Below are 19052 nucleotides of genomic sequence, written 5' to 3' on the forward strand. Positions count from 1 at the left end.
GATGATCCTGCGCAAGCTGCGGCTTTTTTACGCCCTGATTCTCGTCGCTTTGCTTGGCTTCGAAACTGCTACGCAGTCGGCAGCGTGAACTCATTTGCCGAGCAAAATGAATTGTTCAGGGCCGACTAAGTATGATGGAAAGAATGTCAGACTTTACGGCAACATTTATTCGGAAAAACCAAATTTCAAGAAAGCGGCGGATATGCTATTCGATAATCGCGCGCGTGAAAAACTAGAATGGTACAAAGTAGAGAGGCAGAAATTTTTCGACAAACGATACAATAAGGAGACACATGGAAAACGATCAATTCATCGAAATATTAAGGTCCACACTTCAAGACGTTCAAACGAACCAAAAAGCTACAATCGCTTTACAACAACAAGTCAGCGCATTGCAGCAAGACTGGCAGCAACTTCAAAAACAGATGCTGAACATGCAAGTCGACCAAGAAACCCAATCACTCAAAACCAAAATTCTCAACAATCGAGTGGTGAATTACTTGGAAAACAAACCGCATCAATAAGCGCGCTCATCGAGCAAAATGCCAAGAACTCAAGTGAGTTGCGAGCGAACGGCGAGAAGAACTCAGCCAATCAACCATCTACAAGCGCAGCACCATCAGGATCGAGCGATAATTCATCCATGAAGGTTGCTTTGGGTAGTAGATTGACTGAGCTTTTGGCGACACTCGCCAATGAGCTTGATCCCGCCAAACAAGCCGAACTACGAGGTCAGATCAACGAAGTGAGACGTCAGATCGCCGATCTTGAATTTCAAGAATTTCGAGCGAAATCCACAGTTGGGAGTCATCCTTTTCGATGGAGCCACGATGATCAAAAATATTCTCATTGACAATTAACGAAATTTATTGTTTTATTAATTGTCAACGGTAATTTAATCATGCATGTTTTCACTGAGTATTTTGTCCCCCTTCTTGTAGCACTTTTTTTGGCGTTTCTTTTGGATCGGGTAATTGACTGGCTTGATCGCCGAGATCATTCAGATGATTGCTAGAAAGATCGTCGGAAGTAGACTCTCCTTTTTTGCCTTCATCAACTACCGGCTTTTATTTCTTAATTTTCGTTGAGTTCAACAATGCGCTAGACGCGACAAAATTTGCTCCAATACTAGCAACTATTAAGAAAAAATTCTTCAAAAAATCGGCAAGCTCTGCTTTTGGGTGCGTCTCACTTATATACATATAGAGCGAACTGAACAAACCGCAAAATATCAGAGATACCCCCCAACGCAGTGTAGTTGCGTCACTTTTTTTATTTGAAATCCTCCACAAACCAAGAGCCAGAACTGCGAAACAAAGAAATATCAACAATGCAGTCATTATCTCGCGCTCGTTAGTTGTCGAATGAAACCCAATACATGCGCCAACTTTGTTGCGAATCCGTAGTACATGTTCGCCCTGTTATGCATCTCGATGAACACTCCCTCAAGAAAAATTTCCTCTGAATCCGAATAAATTGGAACTTTCCACATAGGACCGCCGCTCATACCCTTCGGGCTAATCGGTACGTTTTGATGTGCCCCCCGATTACTAATCCCATCTTGAAGCTGAATTACGACATGATCTTCGGGGCTTTTTTTGAAATTTTTAAAATTAACCTCCCCGCCCGCATCCGGAATATCAGCAAATGCGTACACATACAAGTGCAGTACATTTTTTTTACTCACAACGCTTTTATTTCGACTTGCCGGATATCCAGTCAAAATTCGTTGCGAATTCTGCGCGCCTGACCGTGAATCCACAAACATAGATGCGTCGACAACATTAATTCCATGCTTCAAACTAAAATCTGACGGAATTTCAATAATAGCCATGTCCAAATGATCTTGACCGTTTTTGTCAAGAGCAGTTGAAATGATATTTTCTGGTATATGAATGACTGATGATGAGCCTCGAGTTAGCAAACGATTTTTCGAGCTATCAAAATCTTTAAGCGCATGTGCGGCAGAAATCAAATATTCGCGACCATTGACTCTGATGAAAAAACCGCTGGCAAATAAATTAATTTCTTGTGCACCACCCGATTCGTACATTAATGGGTATGTGAACGATTGTGCCCGGGCAAGAGCCGGTGCAATTTTCTCAAACGCCATCTCATTCTGTCCGTCATCTATCATCTGATCGCTTCCTCAATTCTCATGCCCGAGTGTCCAATCATCATCGCACATTGTTCAGATGGTAACTAGGGTTGGCTGGACGAATTTGGGGACAGGTGGTACAGTTTGTCCACCAAAACTTTGACGCTGCGACACAGCAAAAGTCGAGCCGAACTCTTTGATTTATAAGGAAATTTGCTTGGTGTAGCGCAAACAGGGCACAAGTCCCTGATTCGCCACCAAATGCAAAAAGCCCTGTAAGTCCCTGGACTTGCAGGGCTTTTTCTATTCCCGGCTGGCGAAGCGACTTCAAAACTCGACTTCACGGGTTATTCGCCACCAATGCCGACCCCGCGCCTGGCCTCCCGGCTGCATCGCAGCCGCTATGGCGTCTTTCACTTCCGCTTCATCCTTCCCCCTGCTTTCGCCGCTATCTGCAACCGGCGCGAAATCTGGCACTCATTGCGGACACGCGACCCTGACAAAGCTAAACTTCTTGCCTACGTGCTGAATGCAAAAGTGAGTGCCCTGCTGATGAGCAAGCCCGATCCCGAACTGGTTAGGAAACTGCTGAACACCCCGGCAAGCGAGATCAAGAAGAACGCCCTTGACTTCACGCTCCACGGCGTGAAAGTCGGCGGCGTGCAAATCGAACGGATCGAACTCGATAACTCCACGCCCGAAGCGTTGGAACGGGATCAGGCTGCATTGAACGCGTTCATCGCAACGCACTCACCTACTCCCATTGCAGTCATCGACCCGGAAGAGGTCGCACGCCAAGCCGCCGAAGCCGCAAATCTTCGCCCGACATACTTGGCGTCGAAATCCCCTGAACTGGCCGAATGCGTCAGGCAGTATCTGACCGCCCACGTTGGACTTTCGCCCGCGAGCAGGAAAGACTACACAAACTGCCTGAACCGCTTTGCGGCTTGGGCCAGCGAAGTAACGCCGATCCAGATGCTGGACCGCAACGACCTGCGGCAATACTTTGAATACCTGTCCTGGCTGCCGACGAACTACGAAAAGCGCAAAGCCAAGGACTTCGGCGGAATGGATGCAAAGGAGTTCGTCAGGCGCGCGATGGATAGCGGCATTCGCCCCAGGGACGCCATCAGTGCTACGACGCAGAAGGTTCAGCAGGTAACGTTGAACGGCTTCTTTCAGTGGCTGATTGATACCGGGATTTACAAAGGCGACAACCCGGCCCGCGCCCTCGTCAAACTGACCAAACAGCAGCGCGAAAAGGAAGCGGCAGGCAGCGGCTATGAGCAGTTCACGCCGGAAGAGCTCGGGAAGATTTTCGATCCGGCCAACTTCCTGCCATTCGCCACGCGCCCAGAGGATTACTACTGCACCCAGTTGGGGCTATACACCGGGGCTCGGCTGGAAGAACTCTGCCAGTTGAGAGTTGACGATATTTTCAAGGAAGGCGGATTTACCTTCCTTCGCATTCGCCCCGATCATACGGGCGATGACGCGACTGAAACCCGCGTTAAGAACACCAACAGTGTGCGGAATATCCCACTCGCTAAGGCCGTGCTTGCGACATCTTTCTTGGAATGGGTTGAAGCGAGAAAATCAGTAGGGAAAATACGCCTTTTTGATCTGAACCGGGATCATATCGGCAAACATTCAAAGAACATATCCCGCAGGTTCGGCGAATATCTTACGTCGATTGGCATTAAGACGAGCCGTAGAAAATCGTTCCACTCATTCCGAAGCAATGCCATTGATAAAATGCAAAAGGAACGCGTTAGCCAGAAAGCATCCGAGCAGTTTGCTGGACATGCTCCGTCCAGCATTCAACGGCAGCGATATTCGAGGGAACCGCTTAGCAACGTGGCGTTGGCAGAACAAACGCTTGAAGTATTGGTTTTTCCTGCCGTGGACACAGCAAAGCTACGCAACCCGGCAATCCTGCAACTTGCGTAATCAGATAGTTGTTAAAGAAAACAACCCAACCTGACAGGCCTCACAATGGACAAAATCAGCTTTCTAGTTCAGGGATCGGCCAACGAACCATACGAAGTTACGTTTGAGCGGGAAAATAACCAGATAGCAGCTTTTTGCACCTGTCCGGCTGGGGCAAACGGAACATACTGCAAACACAGACTTTTCATCCTTGACGGCGTCATTTCTGGCATAGTCAGCGACAACGCCGATCAGGCCGTTACCGTTGCATCATGGCTTCGCGGATCGAACCTAGCAGCAGATATAGAAAATCTAAGTGAGGCCGAGCGCGTGCTCGAACAAGCGAAAAGCAACGTGAACAAAGCGAAGAAAAATTTGGCCGCAGCAATGATGAGGCGGAAATATAATGCTAATTGAAAATCAAAAGAGGAAGCGCATTCCATTCAAATCCATCAACTTCTCCGATACCCGGGGTGGCGTCAGTGGATTTGCAGAGAACTGGTTTTTCTGGGTTCATACGTCCTTCAAGAATGCACTAGACGTTGGGCATAATGAATATATTGATAAAGCCAAAACGCTAGCACTGCGCGACAAAAAGTCTTTCGAGCTTTTTGGCCTATCTCACGATGCATTAAAGCGAGAAATCGGAAATAAATACTCCGATGACAAGAGACACAAACAAATCATGCGTTATGCGATACGATACCTTGAAGAAACCGAGGGATCCCCACCACTTTACGCATTTCGAGAAACAGATGGCTTTGAAAGCCGTTCGGGAGAATGGTATATTCAGATTGATCAAGCTAGCGCAGACACAGAAGAGAAAGAAGGCAACGTTGGATTTAAGCTATATGGGCGCGACATAGATCCGCAACCGGGATCTAAAAAGTGGATTGAAAAACGTTGGCTAACCACGTCACAAAAGGATTTTGTTTTACTATTGCGAAGCGGCCGTAGCGCGGTTGTTGATCTAGAAAATTTTGAGTAATGTTGAAATGGGGAAAATGAAACATGACTATTTGCCATTTTTGACATGAACAGCGAGAAACGCGACGTCACTTGCGCAAACATTCAAATCATAGCGCATTATAAAGGCAGTGTTTTTTCGTGTCCGGCAATATTCCTCCCGCTCCTAAAAGCGCCGTCGAGGCCATGCAACTCACCTATGATTTTGTAGAGTGCGATGCTGGTCAACCAAGATTAGAAGAATTTTTGAACGTGGACTGACTGAGAAAAATGGCATTTGACGCGAATGCATAGCCCGCAGAGGATTGCCGTCATCGGGGCAATCCTCGCACTCGCGGCCAGCGAGAACCAATGCCAGCGATCTACGCACCGGCATTCATAAGCGCCTTTATGGCTGCATCTGGTTCAGCGCCGCAGGCACGGCACCAATCCAGATAGAGCAGCACATCCATGTAGCGCTCTCCGCGCTCAATCTTCGATAGATACGTTTGATGGACGCCCAAACGCTCAGCTAGCTGGATTTGGGTGAAGCCCGCACCTTGGCGCAATGCTTTCAGGTGGCTTTGGAGCGCTTGGTAACGGGGATGATGGATGGAGGGAAGCATCCGGCAATGCTCCCCGCAAGATCAAAATAAGCCACTATGGCTTACGCCATAATGGCTTATTTTGCGATACCATTCGGAACGGCAGGGCGAAGTCGCGCCCGCCGCAGACCGGGGCCAGCCCGGTAGCCCTTTGACCGATACGGCGTGAAAAACATGGCTAAACCTCTATACGACGTTGAACAAATCGACAGTCAGACAATGAAGTTCGCAGTTCGCCCGCTGCCTGCCTTCGGACTGTTCCGGAAAATCGTTATTTTCCTGCTCGTAATCGCCCTGTTCATCACCTGCGTGGCGATGAACCCCACGTTTGGCATTATCGTTACCGCTCTCACGGCCCTTTTTCTGCTCTGGGCTATGTTCGGGGCGTCGTGGAACCGCGGACGGCGCTTCACGCAGTTCACAGTCAGCCCGGCCGGTATCACGTTCATAGAAAACGGAGCGACAGCACAAACCCTGGCGCGAGTAGACATCGAACGTATGTATATCACTGCGCCCAAGGCCGGAGAAACCATGATCCACTCGGGATACGGAGCAGGCGGAGGCTACACGGGTATCAGCACCAGTCCGGGCATCAACGCGACGTTGGCTGATAGGTCGTGGCAAGTTATTGTGCAAGTGCGAGGCCAACAGCATTGGCTCGGCGGTGGATTGACCGAACCTATGGCTCGTTCTCTGTCGATGCAGGTTCAACGGGCGTTGAACTCTACTCGTCAATGATCCACTAGGAAGAAGGGAAAGACGAAAGAGGAAGAGAAATAACTCTCTTTCCCTTGTAAACACCAGATTTTCCGTCCCAAATCTGGGACTGCCCGTCCCGGTGTCAGCGCAGATTTGCCGCGCAATCCGGGACGTTTTTCCCCAACTTGCGACACCCGCCGGAACGGCGGGCCGCTTCTCCCCCGGATGCCGCTGCTGCGGCATCCCGCCCCCGCAGGGGGCTTGCTTCCGCCCTTACTCCGATCTTGATGCCTTGTCAAAAAACCGCGTTATTTGACCTTCGGCGGCCAAACTGCGACCGTACAAGTCGTCATCAGCCGGAGACCTACCATGTCCCACACGCTCCAAACCCTCGCAGCAGAAAGAGCCGAAGCCCCGAGCGCAACGGTTTTCGACCTGAACGCTCATGTGAGAAGACTTCCGGCTAAGCCCAAGGCAGCAGGGCAGGAAAACCCGTTCGTCGCAGGGATGACGATCAAGACGAAAAAACGCCGCAGCACGCTCGAAGGCAAGACCCTCACCGACGAAGACGGCCAGGAACACGACGCGGAAACGAACGTAGTCGAGTTCCTCGACACCGCGCCGTTCATCAAAGTTTTCAGCGAAAACCTTTCACCGTTTCTCGCTCTCTCCCTCGGCGGCATGAAACTCCTGTTCGTGGTCATTTCCGAACTCGCTAAATCGCCTGGTAAAGACGAAATCTACCTGAACGAGAACAGCGCAATCGACCCGGCAACCGGCGCCGAAATCCTCAGCCGCAGTGCTTTTTATCGCGCTGTCTCCGATCTCGTAAAACATGGGTTCATCGCCGGACAGAAAAACCGACCACACATGTATTTCGTAAATCCAAACCTGATTTTCAATGGTGATCGCGTCAAGTTCGCTAACTCATACATCCAGAAACACTCGCAACTTTCGGAACAAGATAAGCCGAAGGTTCTGAAAAACACCGCGAAGGTAGTGCAGCAACGGGTCGCCTGATTGTTCGCATGGGCTGGCGGCAGCCACGGCTACCACCAGCCCACCGCGCAGCGTATCGGGCACTGCACAGGCGTCAAGGCCGAGCCGCTGCGCGGTCGCTCCGCGAGCCTTGACCCCTGCTCCGTTTTCCTCTGGCTAATCTGCTGTCGAGGTTGAACCCGTGCAGCAAAGCCAGCACACGCCACCAGCCGCCATTACGGCGGCGCTGTGCGGCGCGTCTGGCTCTCGCATCACTACGCATTCTCTTGCCCCTTCGCTGCCGACGCGCGCTTTTGCAAAAGCGCATGCCCGAACCGTTCCCACCGGGCCAGCCTCTCGGCATCGCTGTTTGCCAATGCTTCGGTAATCGCTCCGGCCAAAGCCGCAGGCGTCGGGTTCGTTCCGGTATGCCGACAGGCAATCAGCACCAATCCGCCGAGTTCGATTTTCTGCCGCGTGTCGGCCTTGCGCGCGGCATCTTTCGCCCGCTTCGCTTCCGCTTGCTCTTTCAGCATTGCCAGCGCCTGCGCCCGTGCAAGTTTTGAAGTCAGTTTCTCGATGCGATCATGCAGTTCACTGGACATATAACGCTCCGCTGAAAATCCATTACCTAACTTGCGCTTTCTGGAAAAACTGTCAAGTTAATAAGGGGCGACGCGAGCGAAAGCGAGCCGCCGAACCGGGGCGAAGCCTCCGGTTTTCTCTGCAAGAGCGCACTTATGCATTGCCCGGAGGGCAATGCGCGCGGTCAGGGGCAAGCCCCCGACACCCGAACATCGAAAACCCAATCATGGCGCTCTACCACGTGCACGTTAAAACGTTTGGTCGTGGCAAAGGCGATAGCGCCGTGGCAGCGTGCGCGTATCGGCTCGGCGTTTCATTGCGGGATGACCGCACCGGTCGGACGCATGACTACACGAAACGCCGGGGCGTATATGCCTGCTTTTCGTGCGCGCCGGACGATGCGCCCACGTGGGCGCACGATCCCGGCGCGTGCTGGCAAAACGCCGAAACGGCAGAGAAACGCCGGGACGCTTGCGTAGCGCGCGAGTTCGAGTTTTCGCTACCGCGCGAACTGACGCCGGAGCAAAACGAAGCACTGGCGCGAGACGTGGCGCAGCGTCTGGTAGAGCGTTTCGGCTTTGCCGCGTGCGTCGGCCTGCACGATTTTCACACGCAACCGCACGCGCATATCCTCGCCACCACGCGCGTAATCAATGCCAACGGCTTCGGGCTGAAAACCCGCGAACTCGACAACCGGGCCAGCGGAACCGTGGACGAGGTGCGCGCGATGATCGGCGCGCGCATCAACCACGCACTAGCGGCAGCCGGGCACAGCGTTCGCGTCGATCATCGCTCGCACGCAGACCAACACGCCGACGCAATCGCAAACGGCGACCTTGCCCGAGCCATCGAACTGGCCGGAAAGGTGCCGACTGTTCACGAAGGCAAAGGGCCACGGGCGCGGCGTCGCCTCGGCCGAAATCAGCAGGTGCGAACGCGCAACGCCGATCACGCGCAAAGGCTCGTAACAGCTCTGGAAGCCGATACGCCCCTTTCCCCTACCCCAATCCCACCATGCCAAGTTTCAACCGCTCTACGGCCCGCTGATCCATTCCCATCCGACTGCAACGGAGATCCCTCCATGCAACCCATGAAAACAGTTCAAGACGTCGAATACGTCGAAGCCAGCGCGGGCGAGGTCTACGCGCCGAATAGCAAACTCATCCCCTGCACCAGTCGGTTTGTGTCTGTGGCGGCGTATGAGTGGGCGCTACGACATTGCGAGAAACCTACCTATGTAGATATGTCCGAGCCGGTGCGGGTAGTGCTGACGTTCCATGATCGCTCGACCCTGACCGATCACGGCAACCGAATGGGTGCGAGCGGCGGCACGCCGCGCGAACAGGCGGAGCGCATGTGCGCGCTTGCCGTCGCCAAAAACTGGACGGGCATCGAGTTCAACGGAAGCCCGGACTTCCTGCGCGTAGCCTTCGCGCAAGCGCTACGGCTCAATCTGCCCGTTCACGTGCAGAACGACGAGCAGCGCGCGCTATTGGCAGAAATGGAAGCCATGCGGAATACGCCGAAACCGCTCACACGCTCGGCCCTTGCTGCCAAACTCGATACCCGCGCAGGGCAATCGGTTCCATCTCCGCGCCTTCGCTCCCGGCGACTTCCAGCGCCGTAACGGGGTTTTGTCGTTTCTGGGCGTCGGCCAATGCTAGGCCCTAGGCCGCGCAATCGCGGGCGTGGTAAACTTTCAGACATTAGTTTGGTGGCGAATACCTCACGGAACTTCACCAACGAACTCGATTTTTGCTCTTTGTATCTGGTTGATTTTTCAGGGAAAACGTCCGAGTTTTGCGTTTCCCTGATTCGCCACCAAATCAGCGCAGAGGCCCGTGTTCTCAGGAACACGGGCCTTTTGCCTTGTGCGCGCGGTGAGCCACCTGGTGAGCCATCCGCCCGATGCACAAGCTGCCCCACCTGTTCAAATCGCGCCACGGCGTGTTTTACCTCCGACTCGCCCGCGGCGGCCAGGAGGTCAAGCGGTCGCTGCGCACCAAAGACTTCCGGCAGGCTAGACTGTTGGCGCTCGCGTTCAATCTCGAACTCGCCATGAAGACGCCGGACGACAAGCCGAAGGCCGCAGACTTCAACCTCGACGCCGAATCGCTCAAACGGCTCGACGTGATCTTTCCGGACGGCACCCAAGTTCGCGACATCAACACCGACGACGACGTGCGCCGCGCCAAAGATCTGTTCGGCGACCGCTTCGCGGCCGCCGTCCCGGCCCCGCCCTCGTTCGACTTGCCCGCCTTCTCGCCGTCCGTCGCGGCGGCGATCGCCGCCCAGAAAGCCGCGCAGGAAACGAAGCGCAAGGCCAAGCCGTTCGCCGACGTCGCGAAGCTCTACAAGAAGGAAAAGGCTCTCGACAACACGGCGCGCACGATCGCGGCCAAAGAGCGGGCGTTCGCGGACTTCGAGAAGCGAATCGGCTCGCGGCCGATCGACGCCTACTTGATCGACGACGCCGTTGCCTACAAGAACGCTTTGATCGACGAAGGCGGCAGCGCGAGCCGGATCAACGCAAAGCTGTCGTTTCTGCGCGACCTGTTCGCCTACGCCCTGGCGAACGGCCTGCGGGCTGAGGCGAACCCGTTCGAAAGCGTCAAAGTCTCCTCCAAGTCGAAGCTCGAACAGCAAAAGCGCTCCTACAAACCGTTCAGCGCGGACGACATCGCGACGATCTTCGACCCGACGGCCTATCCCGCGCGCATGGACAAGCCGGCTTACCGCTGGCTTCCCTTCCTCGCGCTCTACTCCGGCGCGCGGCTAGAAGAGCTCGCGAGCCTTCGGCTTGACCAGCTGCAACGCGAAGGCGACGTTTGGTTCTTCGACATCCAGAAGGCGAAGAACGCGAACTCGCAGCGGCGCATCCCCCTGCATCGCGTCGTAGTCGAGTCGGGTTTCCTCGCCTACGCGGAGGGTCTTCGCGAGCGTGGCGCGACGCAGCTCTTCCCGGAATTGAAGCCGGGCGCGAACGGCTACGGGAAGAACGTCACGCGGCGCTTCGCGGACTATCTCGACGAGCGCAAGATAACGGACGACCGCAAGGTGTTTCACTCGTTCCGGCACACGTTCATCGGGCGCATGACGGAATTGAACGTTCACCCCGCGATGCTCATGGCGCTCGTCGGGCATTACGACCAAGCGAAAGTCGATTTCAGCTCGCCGCACTTCGCGAACTACCAGCACGCGAAGCCTTTGGCGGAACTCAAATCGACACTTGATCGCTTCGACGTTAAGCTAGCGCTTCCATTTTGACGCTTCCGCCAGACTTGCCAGAACTGGCTCCACGCCGCTGAGAAACGACCAAGGAAAATGCTTAGCCGTCTTGTCCGCGTGCTGCTTGCCCTGACGGCGATCGCACCTTTGTCGATCTCGCTTGCTTTTCAGTTTGCGCGATCAAAAAATTATCTCTGGGCCGGGGGCGCGTTCGCCCTATGCCTGTGTCTTGGATTGTTGGCTCGATTGATCATCAGCCTCGCGTCTTCTCGCCTGGAGCCTCTGTCGGCCAAAATTCTAAAAGCGAAAAGCGCAGACAAGGAGGTCATCGGATTTTTTGTCGCCTACGCCCTCCCGATGATTTTTCGCGGCCAACCGGCTTCACCAGATTTGACCGCATGGCTTTTCGCGGCCGGCATGCTCTTGTTTGTGCTGTGGGGCACGCAGAGCACGCAGGTGAACCCGGTTTTAGGCGTGCTGGGTTTTCACTTTTATGAGGTGGAAACCGATGGAGGCATCACGTATCTTATGATCACGAGACGCCGTATCAATAACGTTTTGACCATTAAGAAAATCGTCCAGCTCAGCGAGTTTGGCATCTTGGAAGCGGGCGATTCAGCACAAGGAAAAGAAAAATGAACCTGTTCGCGCTGTCCCGAGGGGAAGAGCAGCCTCCGATCCTGCGCATACCGCTCACCGCTGAGCTAAGAAGAGAAGTCGCCAGGGCATTTGTTGATCAGTTGGCGGCGTTCGAGAGCGGCGTCGAGCACGTCTTGCCATTTGACGGTCGATACATGCCGGAAGACGACGAAGCGATCGTCATCAATCAGTTCCAAGACGTCGACGGCATCATCGACGCGATCGAGCGGCCGATGCGAGTCGAGTTGTTCGATTCGCGCCAGCATTCGCTTGAAAACGTCAAGGCGCTGTTTTTGGGCCATCGCCGCAATGGGCACCAGGCGGCGTTGATCCAGAGCTTCGAGCGACGTCGCCTGATCTCTAAGAAGACGCTTTCGATGCTGTTCTCCGGCGACACTTTCCAGCGCATTCAAGAAGACGGCTTGACGCTCGACAGCCATCTGCTGGCCGTGCTCGAAAACGGCGCGATAACGTTCAAGAGCTTCCATTTTCTGCGGCGCGTGTTCGACCTGAGCGAACACTACCGCGAGGCCACCAACGAAGAAGTGGAAGCGTTCGTCGCGCACGACAATATTATGGTGGAGGACGCTGAGGCCTTCGTCGCGGCGGCCGGCCCACTCGTCCGAAAGAAAATATCTTTCATTTCGCAATCAGGCATTCTTGACTCCCACACTGGCCGCCAAATCGCCAACGCCGCGCGACAATTCAATCTGCAAGTCCGAATCGACGGAGACGAACGAATCGTTTTGCCGAACGACAAAGCGGAACTCCGAAAGCTGCTGAAATTTCTCGACGAAGATTATTACGAATCGGCGCTGTCCAAAAGCCACTTCGTGTCAAACTCGAAGCGCCCTGCCGACTGACATCGCTTTTCCGCGCGTTTTTAAGGGAGAGATCGATCCGGGCTCTCCCTTTTGTTTCGATTCGAAGTTCTCATCCACCCCACACATCAACGCACTGGAGAAAACGGCCACATTTCGCGGAAAGCTTCCGTTTTATCAGACGATTAGGCAAAATGGGCGTCGTTTATAACCTGCGTAAAAACCCATGAGCGCGTTTATTCGGGAAGGCGACACGACCGACCACGGCGGCAAGGTTCTCAGCTGCTCGCCCGAACATAAAGTCGACGGCATTCCAATCGCGCGGCTCGGCGACATGGTCTCGTGCCCGAAATGCGGCGGCGTCTACCCGATCGTCCAGATTCTGCCTCGTGGCATGAGCATGGGCGGCAAACACCCCGCGTTTGAGGGCGACAAGACGGCTTGCGGCGCCACGTTGATCGCGTCGCAATCCAGCGCCACGGCGCAGCCCACCAGCGGGCCGGGCGGGCACGCTGGCCCGATCGCCAACCATCAGACGGCAGGCGACACCTCTGGCCCTTACCGCGGCCGGTTCCAGGTCCTGGACGAAACGACCGGCAAGCCAATCGCGAACCATCCATACACGCTGCACACGGCCGACGGGCAAAAGCTCTCCGGCCAGACCGACGCGAGCGGCTACACGCAGTGGCACGAAGCCGACTCGCCCGCGTCGCTGCGGTTCTCGTCGGAGTCGACGCAGTCGACGGGCTTTGAGGACGACGCGTGAGCGGCCCCGGCTACGGGACGGGCTCGGGGTCTGGCGGCTTGACCGGCGGCGGCCAAACGACGCCGGTCAAACTGCGGCCGGCGTTCCCCGACCCGGCCGACAAGAAGGTCATCTGCAAAGCCATCTGCGTCTGCAACCGCGAGCCTGACACCGGGGCCGCCGGGCAAAGCCTCAGGCAGCAATGCGTGTCGAGGAACCTGCGCGACGTCGACCGCTCGATCGGCTGGCAGAGCCCCTACAAATCGGAAGTGAACTACGACATGTCGCGATGGCCGCCCGCGCCGATCATGCGCTCCGCGTCGCCGACCGAGGCGCACCCTTACTTGCCAGGCTGGATCGCCAAATATTGGCCGGGCGGCCAGGACGCCTACCCCTCCGGCAGCAACGCCGTGCGGCGCCCGGACGTCGTCATCGTCAAGGACGGCTCGCTCCCGCCGACCCAGGACAACATCAAGGGCGTGGTCGAGATCAAGTTCCCGCCGCAAACCAAAGACCCTGAGCAGGAGGACGACTACGCGCGGATCGCCGGCTCCCCCAACAAAGTCGCGACCATGGGGCCGGGCGACTGCGACTGCTCGGACGACGACGGAGGCGAGAGTCCCGTCCGCGCCCTCTCCGAGGCGCTGTCGGGGCTCGGGCGCTCGCTGCGCCAGATGATGGGCCAAGGCCCCGCGTCGCCGCCGGGCTTCGGCGGATTGCCGATGCCGCCCGCGCCCATTCCCGTTCCATAATTCAGGTTCGCCGGCATCGACACGACAATGGACAAGAATTTTCTCGACTGGGCCAAGGCCAACCAAGGAAAGGCCTTGGTGCAAAACGCGCTGTTGGAGCCGCGCTACGCGCACGACGGCATTGGCGCGGCGGTTGTCGTCCGCGCCTCGCTTTATTTCCAGCGCGCGTTCGACGCCGTCGTCCGCGAGGCGATCGTCGATTGCTTCGAAGACTATTGCGCGTCGCCAGGCTGCAAGCTGACGTTTCTGTGGAACAACGGGAAGGCCGCGCAAGCGTTCGCCAAGGCCAAGCCCATGCGAGCGATCGCCGCGAGCCTCGGTCCGGAGGATCGCTTCGACTTCTGCTACGTCGGCGGAGAGCGCGCGTCGGACGCGAGCCTGTTCAAGTTCGAGGTCACGGGCCTGCGCCAATGGCAGGAGAAGATGGGCACGCGGGGGCTCAACTCGATGGCGTTCTCGTGGCCTGTCGTCGCCGTCCAGGAGAACCCGGACGCCTTCGCGAAGCTGTTCTTCGACGCGGCGCGTCGATTGAGCGCCGTTCACGGCCAAGCCGGATGCGCTGTCAACCTCTCGCCAACCGAGGCCGAGCCGAACGAGCCGACGGAATACTGGATTTCTCAAATCATGCCGGGCATGGACGTCGGCCGGCCCGAGTTCAACTCCGTTCGAGACCTGAAAGGAAAGATCAAGACCGTCAACTGGCTCACCGCGCTTGGCAAGCCGATGCTCGCCGAGGTCGGCGGCGTCGCGGCGCTGCGGGCCGAGCTCCCGCCGAGCTGGTATTCGCTCGGCGATTATGGCGCGGGAATTGTCATTCGCGCGGGCGTTCTGCCCGAGTCCGGCATTTCCGACAGCGAGGAGAAACCGCCCGTCCCGCCGCCCGCCTACGTGGTCCTCGACCACGCCCTTCGCGCGGTTCGCGCGGAGGACATGGACATCCTCCAACGCGGCACCGTCAACGCGGGCGCCCCCGTCTACAACACCCGCCAGTCGACGGCCGCTTGGCTGCGACGCTTCGAAACCGATGAAAACGGGCTCCTGGCCGCGAAAGCCGCCCTGCTTGACACGCCTCCCCTCTCGCCGGCCAACGCGCTGTCGAACCCGCCCTGACGGGGACTCCGCGCCGCGTCGCTTGCCGGGTCAAGAGCGAGCGTCTGTGTTCGGCGCAGCGCACCCTTGACGCGCGGCCACCACGGAGAATGCCGAATGGTTGCGGGCGACGCCTCTGCGCCCGCAATCATGGAAAGCCGCTTTTGACCCCGAGAATCGCGTCCCCGTCAAAGCTTTGAGCGCCGCGTCTTGGCTGACGCCGGGGGCAGCGATTCAGACAAAACCCGGTGTTCAAGCTCCGCGCGCAGCCTTTCCACCTGTTCGCGCAAATCGTCGCGCTCGCGAGCGGTCGTCGCGAACTCCGACAGCGCCCTTCACACGCACTCGCCGGCAAGAATGGCCAAAGGCAGAAGGCCGCGCGCCTTCGCCAGCCCCCCTCGAACACCGCGTTCGACTCCGCACTCGTCCGCCAAAGCGCCGGACGGCGTTTTGCCTTGACGGACGGCTGTTGCATCAGTCGAAGGCCGAGGCAGAAGCCAGGCCCAATCACACCTACACCGCCTTCGCGCGCGGACCCAACCGCTGAACCAGCACGTCGCCTTCAGCGCCCACCACGTCGCACGCCCCTCCCGCTTCACCATTTGCCACGGGCGCAGCCATCACGCAATTGCGGCCATAGTCCTTCGCCGCATAGAGCGCGGCATCGGCGCGCGCCATCGCATCCGCAAAGGTATCGCCGTCGCCGAACTCCGCAACGCCTGCGCTGAACGTGCACTTCGCGCGGCCGTCCTGCTGTGGCATCAGCACCGCAATCGATGCCCTCAACTGATCGGCAAGCTTCGCTGCTTCCGCCTTGCTGGCGTCAGCGAAGAGCACGCCGAATTCTTCGCCGCCCAGTCGCCCGAAGAGATCGGTACGGCGAATGCCCTTCGAGATCGCTGCGGCAAAACACGCCAGAGTTCTGTCGCCGGCCGCGTGGCCGTAGCGGTCGTTGATCGTCTTGAAGTTGTCGATATCGAGGATCGCAATGGAAAGCCGCTTGCCCGACGCGCGCGTTGCGTCCAGCAACGTCTTGCCCCGGGCCAGGAACGCGCGGCGCACGAGTGTACCGGTGAGCTCGTCGATGGTGGCCATACGCTCCATGCGCTCGGCCATTCTGTCGTGCGCGAGCATCACCATGCCGATCGAGAGGCACGGCAGCGTGAGGATGCCCATGCCGAGAAACGCGGTATTGAGCGGCGTGGCTTCAAGAAACGTGGTCTGGTGCGCGAAGCCGAAGCCATAGGCAAGACCTCGTCCGACATGAATTACCGCACCTGCCAGGGCAGAGACCGCCACGAAGAGATAGCTGTACCTCGGCCGGCCGGGCGGGCGGAACCGGTAGGCCATCCAGCCCACCGCAATACGCACGTAGCCCAGAAACGCAGAGAGCAACGACACGCGGGCGTCGAGATCGACCGCGGCAAACGTCCAGTAGACGAAGCCCGACACCACTGCGCCCGCGAGCAGATACTCAGGGAAAAACGATGGTCGAAGAAAGAAGAACTGACGGAAGCCCTGCACAACGAGCAGCGCCGCAAAAACGAGCATCACACCCACAGTGGCCGTGACGATGGCGGGCGGTGCATCGCGCTGCACGAGCAGCAGCGCGAGCGCGATGGCGAGCACCACATACGCGGCGCACCAGCGGCCAAGCCCCGGAATGCGTGCCTGCAGCAGTGAGCCCAGCACCGCCACGCTCATCACGCAGGACATAATCGCAATGCCGATAAATGCGACAGGGCTGAACATGGCTCTATGCGAGTGGGGCGCCGGGAAAAAGCAGAAGAAAGGCGTCCGCGAGGCAAACGCAGTTCATCGACCGCCCTCCCCGTGGAACCTTCGTATGGTATCGCAACCTTTACCGAGATCTGCCGCGATTTCGCCCAAGCGCGCGGTAACAACAACCGGCTCGAATACCTGACTTCGCAACACGCCTCATACGGTGTACTCAGTGTTCGGCTGCGTCGCACGACGACCGAACCTTGCACACCATGCTCGCGCTCAAGCACCGTTTGCACCGCGCACCCATACCTCTCAACAAGCGCGCCGGCTTCCTGTATCCTTTGCGACCTTTTCGCCGCCGGTCCAGGCCCGGCTCCAGGAAAAGCCAGGCAAAACACCAGGCTCCGCGCGGCGCGTGCGTCTCACCGGCGACGATATTGCCATGTCACAATTCCGTCACCCATGTGCAAGAGTCCGACTGCACAATGTGGCGCACACAACGAAAAATGCATGTTACGGGGTAGTGCTGTGACCGAAAAATACAAGGTGCTGTTTCTCTGCAAGGAGAATTCGGCACGCAGCATCATGGCGGAAGCCTTGTTGCGGGAACTGGCGGGCGACCGTTTCGCACCGTTCAGCGCCGGAGCCGATCCGGCAGCGAGGGTGCACCCCCTGGCGCTTGCCCAGCTGCGCCCCGGCATATCGGAACTGGGCCGGCTCAATCCGAAGAGCTGGCACGAGTTCACGGGACAGTGGGCGCCTCGCATGGACATCGTCATCGCGCTGGACAGCCGCGTCGCCGAATACCATGCGCCTGTCTTTCCCGGTCAGCCCGAGTTCTGCGAATGGAGTTTCCCGGACCCGCTCGCCGATGGCATGACGGACGCCGAACGCTCGCGTGCGTTCGAACGGGTCTTCTGGCAGATCCTGCGCCGCGTGAGCGTGTTCATCTCGTTGCCGCAGTACTGCGATGGTTCGTCGGCACGCGGAACGTCGGCAGCTGCGGCGGCGCAATTGCTCGATGCAAGCAACGACATCGCCCCGCCCTCGCTGGACCGTCATACCAGCTCGCACCAGCCGGCTTGTGCGTAGGTCTCTTTTCTATCGATCACGCCAGCTTCGCGACATTTGGCGCGGCTGGCGCGACGACTACGCTAGTGTGCCGCGCACGCAGCGCGACTGAACGAGCGTCGTCGCCTCACGCTGCCCGCCGCTTCCTCCCCTTGCCCACCGGCCGCGTCAGTTCCGCGGCGAGAAAATCCACGAATGCCCGCACGCGCGCCGACAGTTGATGATGCGGCGCGTAGACCGCATAGATGTCGGCGCCCGGCGTACGGTACTCGGGTAGCACCTGCACGAGCGTCCCGTCACGCAGGTACGGCGCGATGTCCCACTCCGCGCGCATCAGGATGCCGTGGCCGTCGAGCGCCCACTTCACCGCGATCTCGCCGTCGTTCGTCGTGAGATTGCCGCGCACCCTCACCGTCTCTGTTTTCTGAGCGGCACCGCGGCCGCTCGTGAGTCGCCACACGCCATAGCCGTCCCCGCCCTGACGAATGCCGATGCAGTTGTGCTGCGCGAGTTCGCGCGGACTCTTCGGCGCCGCGTGCCGCCGTAGATACGCCGGCGACGCGCACAACAGCCGCCGGTTCGGCGCCACGCGTCGCGCAATCACGCGCGCGTCGGGCGGCTCGCCGAAACGGACGCAGACGTCGAACGCGTCGTCGCTGAGCGGTGGCGGGTCGACGGAAAGCTGCAACTGCGCCTCCACCTCGGGATAGCGCTCGACGAATCGCGAGATCGCGGGCGCCACGTGACTGCGGCCGAAGCCAAGCGTCGCGTTCACGCGCAAGAGGCCCTTCGGCACCGCGCGCGAGCCGCCGAGCAGCTCGGCAAGTTCGTCCATCTCGCTGAGAATCTGGCGCGCCCGGGCGAGATACAGCTCGCCTTCGGGTGTGAGGCTCATACGCCGCGTGGTGCGATTCACGAGCGCGACGCCCGCGCGCGCTTCCATCTGTGCGAGATGTTTGCTCACCGCTGCCGTAGAAAGACCGAGTTCGCGCGCGGCGGCGGTGAGGCTGCCGCTGCCGGCGAGCGTCGAAAAGAAACCGAAATCGTCGGGCTGGATGGTGGCCATGGAGCGAAGTGGACGGCGTGAAGAACGGCGGCGAAGAGCACCGATCCTTAACCTGAGGTTAAAAGCGGTTTCAGTCT

Annotated in this window: 19 protein-coding genes; 14 read left to right on the forward strand and 5 right to left on the reverse strand. The window is 57.8% G+C overall.

Features of this window, described 5'->3' with window-relative positions:
* The first annotated feature begins 106 nt into the window (after positions 1–106).
* A complete protein-coding gene (locus tag PKKP23_RS15640; protein ID WP_126877583.1) occupies positions 107–853 on the forward strand; it encodes a hypothetical protein in 747 nt (248 codons plus the stop codon).
* Positions 854–1339: 486 nt separating this feature from the next.
* Here the strand turns inward: PKKP23_RS15640 and PKKP23_RS15650 are convergent, their stop codons facing one another.
* Positions 1340–2137 (reverse strand): hypothetical protein, encoded by a 798-nt coding sequence (locus PKKP23_RS15650; protein WP_126877584.1) that lies wholly within the window; start codon positions 2135–2137, stop codon positions 1340–1342.
* 321 nt (positions 2138–2458) lie between these two features.
* On the opposite strand from PKKP23_RS15650, the gene PKKP23_RS15655 reads away from it, so the two are divergent.
* The 3 genes from PKKP23_RS15655 to PKKP23_RS15665 are packed head-to-tail and all read left to right on the forward strand — an operon-like array spanning position 2459 to position 5015.
* Positions 2459–4048: a tyrosine-type recombinase/integrase gene (locus PKKP23_RS15655; RefSeq protein WP_240659033.1), complete on the forward strand. Its 1590-nt coding sequence runs from the start codon at positions 2459–2461 to the stop codon at positions 4046–4048.
* 45 nt (positions 4049–4093) lie between these two features.
* The gene (locus PKKP23_RS15660; RefSeq protein WP_126877585.1) at positions 4094–4444 is read left to right on the forward strand and encodes an SWIM zinc finger family protein; all 351 of its coding nucleotides are present in this window, start codon (positions 4094–4096) and stop codon (positions 4442–4444) included.
* Positions 4434–5015, forward strand: coding sequence for a hypothetical protein (locus PKKP23_RS15665; protein WP_126877586.1), 582 nt, complete (start codon positions 4434–4436; stop codon positions 5013–5015). The genes PKKP23_RS15660 and PKKP23_RS15665 overlap by 11 nt, the downstream gene beginning before the upstream one ends.
* Before the next feature lie 340 nt (positions 5016–5355).
* On the opposite strand, the gene PKKP23_RS15670 is transcribed toward PKKP23_RS15665, so the two are convergent.
* Entirely contained in the window at positions 5356–5598 is a 243-nt protein-coding gene (locus PKKP23_RS15670; protein ID WP_126877587.1) for a helix-turn-helix domain-containing protein, read from the reverse strand.
* Positions 5599–5751: 153 nt separating this feature from the next.
* Between PKKP23_RS15670 and PKKP23_RS15675 the strand changes: the two genes are divergently transcribed.
* Together PKKP23_RS15675 and PKKP23_RS15680 are read left to right on the forward strand one after the other, a co-directional pair.
* Positions 5752–6315 (forward strand): hypothetical protein, encoded by a 564-nt coding sequence (locus tag PKKP23_RS15675; RefSeq protein WP_126877588.1) that lies wholly within the window; start codon positions 5752–5754, stop codon positions 6313–6315.
* A gap of 330 nt (positions 6316–6645) precedes the next feature.
* The gene (locus PKKP23_RS15680; protein WP_126877589.1) at positions 6646–7296 is read left to right on the forward strand and encodes a hypothetical protein; all 651 of its coding nucleotides are present in this window, start codon (positions 6646–6648) and stop codon (positions 7294–7296) included.
* A 233-nt stretch (positions 7297–7529) separates the two neighbouring features.
* Here PKKP23_RS15680 and traD read toward each other — a convergent pair whose 3' ends face one another.
* Positions 7530–7859, reverse strand: a complete 330-nt coding sequence (gene traD / locus PKKP23_RS15685; RefSeq protein ID WP_126877590.1) for a conjugal transfer protein TraD — start codon at positions 7857–7859, stop codon at positions 7530–7532.
* Between the two features lie 206 nt (positions 7860–8065).
* Here traD and PKKP23_RS15690 point away from each other — a divergent pair, with 206 nt between their 5' ends.
* From PKKP23_RS15690 to PKKP23_RS15720, 7 genes are all read left to right on the forward strand, one after another.
* A complete protein-coding gene (locus PKKP23_RS15690; RefSeq protein ID WP_126877591.1) occupies positions 8066–9466 on the forward strand; it encodes a MobA/MobL family protein in 1401 nt (466 codons plus the stop codon).
* Between the two features lie 281 nt (positions 9467–9747).
* Positions 9748–11106 (forward strand): tyrosine-type recombinase/integrase, encoded by a 1359-nt coding sequence (locus PKKP23_RS15695; protein WP_126877592.1) that lies wholly within the window; start codon positions 9748–9750, stop codon positions 11104–11106.
* A gap of 57 nt (positions 11107–11163) precedes the next feature.
* On the forward strand, positions 11164–11706 hold the full coding sequence (locus tag PKKP23_RS15700) for a hypothetical protein (RefSeq protein ID WP_126877593.1): 543 nt from the start codon (positions 11164–11166) through the stop codon (positions 11704–11706).
* Positions 11703–12569, forward strand: a complete 867-nt coding sequence (locus PKKP23_RS15705; protein WP_126877594.1) for a Kiwa anti-phage protein KwaB-like domain-containing protein — start codon at positions 11703–11705, stop codon at positions 12567–12569. The genes PKKP23_RS15700 and PKKP23_RS15705 overlap by 4 nt, the downstream gene beginning before the upstream one ends.
* Before the next feature lie 184 nt (positions 12570–12753).
* Positions 12754–13293: a PAAR domain-containing protein gene (locus tag PKKP23_RS15710; protein WP_126877595.1), complete on the forward strand. Its 540-nt coding sequence runs from the start codon at positions 12754–12756 to the stop codon at positions 13291–13293.
* Entirely contained in the window at positions 13290–14024 is a 735-nt protein-coding gene (locus PKKP23_RS15715; protein WP_126877596.1) for a VRR-NUC domain-containing protein, read from the forward strand. Before PKKP23_RS15710 ends, PKKP23_RS15715 begins: the two co-directional genes overlap by 4 nt.
* A gap of 27 nt (positions 14025–14051) precedes the next feature.
* Positions 14052–15134 carry a type VI immunity family protein gene (locus PKKP23_RS15720; protein ID WP_126877597.1) on the forward strand — a complete coding sequence of 361 codons (1083 nt, stop codon included), beginning with the start codon at positions 14052–14054 and terminating at the stop codon, positions 15132–15134.
* A gap of 492 nt (positions 15135–15626) precedes the next feature.
* Here PKKP23_RS15720 and PKKP23_RS15730 read toward each other — a convergent pair whose 3' ends face one another.
* Positions 15627–16865 (reverse strand): GGDEF domain-containing protein, encoded by a 1239-nt coding sequence (locus PKKP23_RS15730; protein WP_126877598.1) that lies wholly within the window; start codon positions 16863–16865, stop codon positions 15627–15629.
* A 501-nt stretch (positions 16866–17366) separates the two neighbouring features.
* Here PKKP23_RS15730 and PKKP23_RS15735 point away from each other — a divergent pair.
* Entirely contained in the window at positions 17367–17930 is a 564-nt protein-coding gene (locus PKKP23_RS15735; protein WP_126877599.1) for an arsenate reductase ArsC, read from the forward strand.
* Between the two features lie 106 nt (positions 17931–18036).
* On the opposite strand, the gene PKKP23_RS15740 is transcribed toward PKKP23_RS15735, so the two are convergent.
* Positions 18037–18975: a LysR family transcriptional regulator gene (locus PKKP23_RS15740; RefSeq protein WP_126877600.1), complete on the reverse strand. Its 939-nt coding sequence runs from the start codon at positions 18973–18975 to the stop codon at positions 18037–18039.
* Positions 18976–19052 lie beyond the last annotated feature (77 nt).

The organism is Paraburkholderia kururiensis JCM 10599 = LMG 19447 (assembly GCF_003986935.1).
Lineage (GTDB): Bacteria > Pseudomonadota > Gammaproteobacteria > Burkholderiales > Burkholderiaceae > Paraburkholderia > Paraburkholderia kururiensis.

Excerpts from the sequence above, each read along its gene's own strand:
- PKKP23_RS15640 (WP_126877583.1), top strand. The coding sequence starts at position 107 with ATGAATTGTTCAGGGCCGACTAAGTATGATGGAAAGAATGTCAGACTT.
- PKKP23_RS15650 (WP_126877584.1), bottom strand. The coding sequence starts at position 2,137 with ATGATAGATGACGGACAGAATGAGATGGCGTTTGAGAAAATTGCACCG.
- PKKP23_RS15655 (WP_240659033.1), top strand. The coding sequence starts at position 2,459 with ATGCCGACCCCGCGCCTGGCCTCCCGGCTGCATCGCAGCCGCTATGGC.
- PKKP23_RS15660 (WP_126877585.1), top strand. The coding sequence starts at position 4,094 with ATGGACAAAATCAGCTTTCTAGTTCAGGGATCGGCCAACGAACCATAC.
- PKKP23_RS15665 (WP_126877586.1), top strand. The coding sequence starts at position 4,434 with ATGCTAATTGAAAATCAAAAGAGGAAGCGCATTCCATTCAAATCCATC.
- PKKP23_RS15670 (WP_126877587.1), bottom strand. The coding sequence starts at position 5,598 with ATGCTTCCCTCCATCCATCATCCCCGTTACCAAGCGCTCCAAAGCCAC.
- PKKP23_RS15675 (WP_126877588.1), top strand. The coding sequence starts at position 5,752 with ATGGCTAAACCTCTATACGACGTTGAACAAATCGACAGTCAGACAATG.
- PKKP23_RS15680 (WP_126877589.1), top strand. The coding sequence starts at position 6,646 with ATGTCCCACACGCTCCAAACCCTCGCAGCAGAAAGAGCCGAAGCCCCG.
- traD (WP_126877590.1), bottom strand. The coding sequence starts at position 7,859 with ATGTCCAGTGAACTGCATGATCGCATCGAGAAACTGACTTCAAAACTT.
- PKKP23_RS15690 (WP_126877591.1), top strand. The coding sequence starts at position 8,066 with ATGGCGCTCTACCACGTGCACGTTAAAACGTTTGGTCGTGGCAAAGGC.
- PKKP23_RS15695 (WP_126877592.1), top strand. The coding sequence starts at position 9,748 with ATGCACAAGCTGCCCCACCTGTTCAAATCGCGCCACGGCGTGTTTTAC.
- PKKP23_RS15700 (WP_126877593.1), top strand. The coding sequence starts at position 11,164 with ATGCTTAGCCGTCTTGTCCGCGTGCTGCTTGCCCTGACGGCGATCGCA.
- PKKP23_RS15705 (WP_126877594.1), top strand. The coding sequence starts at position 11,703 with ATGAACCTGTTCGCGCTGTCCCGAGGGGAAGAGCAGCCTCCGATCCTG.
- PKKP23_RS15710 (WP_126877595.1), top strand. The coding sequence starts at position 12,754 with ATGAGCGCGTTTATTCGGGAAGGCGACACGACCGACCACGGCGGCAAG.
- PKKP23_RS15720 (WP_126877597.1), top strand. The coding sequence starts at position 14,052 with ATGGACAAGAATTTTCTCGACTGGGCCAAGGCCAACCAAGGAAAGGCC.
- PKKP23_RS15730 (WP_126877598.1), bottom strand. The coding sequence starts at position 16,865 with ATGTTCAGCCCTGTCGCATTTATCGGCATTGCGATTATGTCCTGCGTG.
- PKKP23_RS15740 (WP_126877600.1), bottom strand. The coding sequence starts at position 18,975 with ATGGCCACCATCCAGCCCGACGATTTCGGTTTCTTTTCGACGCTCGCC.